Raw genomic sequence first — 4,621 nt, 5'->3', positions numbered from 1 at the left:
GGGGCGTGCTGCTGCTGCGTCATGGGGTGGTGCTCCTGCGGCTGGACTCACCGGACCGGGCCGGACCGGCTCTGGCCATCACGCTAGGAGTTCGCTGTAGCACCCCCGTATCGCCCGGGTGACCCGGACTGGCCCCGCGCCGTTCGCGCCCCGACCACTACGACCACAACGCGCACGGCTCTGGCCTGCGGTGACGTCCTCCGCCTACCATCGCATCCCGCAACCCGGGACCGCAGGACGGTGGCCCGGGACGAGCCCGAGGAGCCCAGAACGATGAACAGCGGACCCCTCCCCACCGGGTCACGCCGACGGTCGTGGACCGGACTGCGGACCACCCTGGCCGCCGGAACCGCGGGGGTGGCCCTCGCGGCCGGCCTGGCCTCCGGAACCGCCTCCGCGCGCGGCGCGGCACCCGAACCGGACGTCGCCGCCTGTCCGGAGTCGATCGCCGACGCCGCGACCTGCTACACGGGCCAGGACGACAACGGCGCGTACTACGCGTTCGCCGTACCCGACCGGTGGAACGGCTCCCTGGTGCTCCACGCCCACGGCGGGCCGGGCCTGGGCGAGGGAGCCGACCCCGAGCGCAGCCCCGGTGACCTGGAGCGCTGGGCGGTCATGGTCGAGGAGGGCTACGCGTGGGCCGGTTCCTCCTACCGGCGGGGCGGCTACGGCACCCGGATGGCGGCCGAGGACACCGAGAACGTGCGGCAGGAGTTCGTGGCGGCGTTCGGCGAGCCCGAACTGACCCTGCTGCACGGCCAGTCGTGGGGCGGCAACGTCGCCGCCAAGACGGCGGAGGTGTACGGCAGCGCCAAGGGCCCCTACGACGGGCTGCTGTTGACCAACGGCGTCCTGGCGGGCGGTTCGCGCGGCTATGACTACCGGGTGGATCTGCGCGCCGTCTACCAGTTCTACTGCGGCAACCACCCCCGCCCGGAGGAGCAGCAGTACCCGCTGTGGCAGGGGTACCCCGCCGGCGCGTCGATGACCACGGCCGACCTGCGCGCCCGCGTCCAGGAGTGCACCGGCCACCTCTCCGCGCCGCAGGAGCGCACCGCGCTGCAGCAGCGGAACCTCGACGACATCCTGGCGGTCACCGGTATCCCGGAGAGCACCCTGGAGTCACATCTGCGGTTCGCCACCAACACCTTCTCCGACATCGTCAACAAGCGTCTCGACGGACGCAATCCGTTCTCCAACCTCGGTGTCCGCTACCGCGGTTCGCACGACGATGCCGCGCTGAACCGGGGTGTGCAGCGCTTCGTCCCCGACTGGAGCGCGCGCCGTGACCTGTCGTGGGACAGCGACCTGACCGGGAAGGTCTCGGTGCCGGTCCTCACCATGCACGCCATCGACGACGCGACCGCGTTCGTCGAGCACGAGTCCGCCTACCGGGCCACGCTGCGCGGCGCGGGGCGCGAACGTCACCTGCTGCAGACGTTCACCCGGGAGAGCGAGCACAGCGGCCTCAGCGACTCCGGCTACGCGACGGCGCTGGACTCGCTGGAGAGCTGGGTACGCACCGGCCAGAAGCCGACCGCCGCCTCGGTCGCCGCCGCCTGCCCGGAGTTCGACCGGAGCTACGGCGCCGGCTGCTTCTTCGACGCGGAGTTCCGCCCCGACGCGTACCACGACCGGGTCAACGCCCGGCCCGGCGGCCGGTACTGGCCGGCGATGAGCGCGCTGGAGGAGTCGCTGTGGAGCCGCCTGGGCGGCGTGGGCATCGCGCACTGAGCCCGCTGCCGCCGGAGACACGGCGGACACCCGGCGGCCGTCGGCCGTCGGCCATCGGCCATCGGCCATCGGACCGAGAAAACGAGGACGGGGCCCGCGCGCACGGTGCGCGCGGGCCCCGTTCTGTCGCCGGATGCGGGGGACGCTGCCCTCAGACGCCCGCGAGCAGGGGTTCGAGGGTCTTGGCGATGCCGTCGTCGTCACAGCCGGCGGTCACCTCGTCGGCGACGGCCAGCAGCTCCGGATGGGCGTCGGCCATGGCCACGCCCCGGGCCGCCCAGCGGAACATGGGGATGTCGTTGGGCATGTCGCCGAAGGCGATGGTGTCCTGCCCCTTCACCCCGAGCCGGCGGGCGGCGATGGACAGGCCGCTGGCCTTGGTCAGCCCCAGCGGCAGCACCTCGACGGTGCCCGGACCGGCCATCACCACACCGACCGTCCCGTTGACCAACCGGTGTGCCGCCTCGGCGAGTTCGTCGTCGCCCAGCTCCGGGTGCCGGATGTAGAGCTTCATCAGCGGCTCGGCCCACAGTTCGGCGCGGTCGTTGTAGGGCACCGCGGCCAGCGAGTTGTCGTCGTCGGGCGCGGGGACGGGAAAACCGGCCGGGTCGACCAGGACGGCGCCGTCGGTACCGTCGCGACTCGCGGCGATCCACAACGGGCCGAGTTCGGCCTCCAGTTCGTCCACCGCGTGCCGGGCGGCGCGCCGGTCCAGGGTGACCGAGGTCAGCAGCCGGTGCTCACCGGCGTGGAAGACCTGCGCGCCCTGGCCGCAGACGGCCAGACCGTCGTACCCGAGGTCGTCCAGTACGTGCTTGGTCCAGGCGACGTTCCGGCCGGTGACGACGATGTGCGCGGAACCCGCCTTCACCACGGCCTTGAGCGCGTCCCGGGTGCGCGAGGAGACGGTGCCGTCGTGGCGCAGCAGGGTGCCGTCGAGGTCCGTGGCGACCAGGCCGTAGGGAAACGCGCCGCCGGTCACGAGGCGCCGGCCGCGGGCGGGGCGACCGTGCCGGCGGCGTCCGCCGGGGTCAGCACCTCGCGACCGCCCAGGTAGGGACGCAGCATCTCGGGGACGTGCACCGAGCCGTCGGGACGCTGGTGGTTCTCCAGCAGCGCGACGATGGTGCGCGGCACCGCGCAGAGCGTGCCGTTGAGAGTGGCCAGCGGGCGGGCCTTGCCGCCCGCCTCACGGCTGCGGATGGAGAGCCGGCGTGCCTGGAACTCGTCGCAGTTGGAGGCCGAGGTCAGCTCGCGGTACTTGCCCTGGGTCGGGATCCACGCCTCGCAGTCGAACTTGCGGGAGGCGGAGGCGCCGAGGTCGCCGGTGGCGACATCGATGACCTGGAAGGGGAGTTCGAGGGCGGTCAGCCACTGCTTCTCCCACTCCAGCAGCCGCCGGTGCTCCGCCTCGGACTCCTCCGGGGCGACGTAACAGAACATCTCGACCTTGTCGAACTGGTGCACCCGGAAGATGCCGCGGGTGTCCTTGCCGTAGGTCCCGGCCTCACGGCGGAAGCACGGCGAGAAGCCGGCGTAGCGCAGCGGCAGCTTCTCGGCGGGGACGATCTCGTCCATGTGGTAGGCGGCCAGGGGTACTTCGGAGGTGCCGACGAGGTAGTAGTCGTCGCGCTCCAGGTGGTAGACGTTCTCGGCCGCCTGGCCGAGGAAGCCGGTGCCCTCCATGGCGCGCGGGCGTACCAGCGCGGGGGTGAGCATCGGGATGAAGCCGGCGGCGGTGGCCTGTGCGATGGCGGCGTTGACCAGGGCGAGTTCGAGCAGCGCGCCGATGCCGGTGAGGTAGTAGAAGCGGGAGCCGGAGACCTTGGCGCCGCGCTCGACGTCGATGGCGCCGAGCAGTTCGCCCAGTTCGAGGTGGTCGCGGGGGGTGAAGCCCTCGGCCTCGAAGTCCCGGATGGTGCCGTGGGTTTCGAGGACGGTGAAGTCCTCCTCGCCGCCGACCGGGACGTCCGGGTGGACGATGTTGCCGAGCTTGCGCAGCAGTTGCTGCGTCTCCTCGTCGGCCTCGTTCTGCGTGGCGTCGGCGGCCTTGACGGCGGCGGACAGCTCGCCGGCCTTCTTCAGCAGCTCGGTCTTCTCGTCGCCGGTGGCCTTCGGGATCTGCTTGCCGAGTACCTTCTGCTCGGCGCGCAGCTCGTCGAACCGGCTGCCGGACGACCGGCGCCGCTCGTCGGCGGAGAGCAGGGCGTCGACCAGGTCGACATCCTCTCCACGGGCGCGCTGGGAGGCGCGGACACGGTCGGGGTCGTCTCGGAGCTGGCGAAGGTCAATCACGGCAACAGGCTACCGGTTGCCACCCCTGGCGGGGGCAGGGGCGAGTGTCCGGTACCCCACGACGATTCGGGCTGTTTGCCGGTGATGCGCGGTACGTTCCCGTCGGCCAGGCCCGGTGAATCCACAGTTCAGAGCCGTTTCCCACAAGTTATCCACAGGCAGTGCGCCGCGCCTGTGGACAACTGGGCGCGGCCTTGACAGGGCCCCCGTCAGGCGTTCCACGGCCTCCGCAAACCCGAGGTATGCCCGCTTTTCGGGGGAATTGACGTGCAGGAAACCATGAATTTCATGAGGGAGGGGGACACCTGGTGATCCGGGAGGAGTTTCAACGCTTTGGGGTTGTCATGGCGCCATGTCGATAATGCCCGGTTTGGATGTCGACTTATTCACAGGCAGCGGGGCCACCTGTGGAAAACTCGGGGCCGGGGCCCGCCGACTGTGCACAACAGGCCGCCGAGCCGACGCGGAGTGCCCGCAGAGCCGTCACAAGGACCGCACCCCAGCGGCACGCGGACACCTCCGGCGCACGCCAACACCCCCTCCCCGTACGGTCGATCACGACCACCCGCCGATCGCGCCGAAGCCGGGA

The 4,621-nt window shown here is 71.5% G+C and carries 3 protein-coding genes; 1 reads left to right on the top strand and 2 read right to left on the bottom strand.

Annotated features, from left to right (window positions below):
* The first annotated feature begins 273 nt into the window (after positions 1-273).
* Positions 274-1,737 carry a DUF6351 family protein gene (locus E0D90_RS23740; RefSeq protein ID WP_130800026.1) on the top strand — a complete coding sequence of 488 codons (1,464 nt, stop codon included), beginning with the start codon at positions 274-276 and terminating at the stop codon, positions 1,735-1,737.
* A gap of 151 nt (positions 1,738-1,888) precedes the next feature.
* On the opposite strand, the gene E0D90_RS23735 is transcribed toward E0D90_RS23740, so the two are convergent.
* Together E0D90_RS23735 and serS are read right to left on the bottom strand one after the other, a co-directional pair.
* A complete protein-coding gene (locus E0D90_RS23735) occupies positions 1,889-2,719 on the bottom strand; it encodes an HAD family hydrolase (protein ID WP_130800025.1) in 831 nt (276 codons plus the stop codon).
* A complete protein-coding gene (serS, locus tag E0D90_RS23730; protein WP_130800024.1) occupies positions 2,716-4,032 on the bottom strand; it encodes a serine--tRNA ligase in 1,317 nt (438 codons plus the stop codon). The genes E0D90_RS23735 and serS overlap by 4 nt, the downstream gene beginning before the upstream one ends.
* Between the last annotated feature and the right edge of the window lie 589 nt (positions 4,033-4,621).

Source organism: Streptomyces otsuchiensis, from assembly GCF_004305975.1.
Taxonomy (GTDB): Bacteria; Actinomycetota; Actinomycetes; order Streptomycetales; family Streptomycetaceae; genus Streptomyces; species Streptomyces otsuchiensis.
The sequence above is the reverse complement of the archived record's forward strand: the minus strand, read 5'-3'. Positions and strand labels throughout refer to the sequence as shown.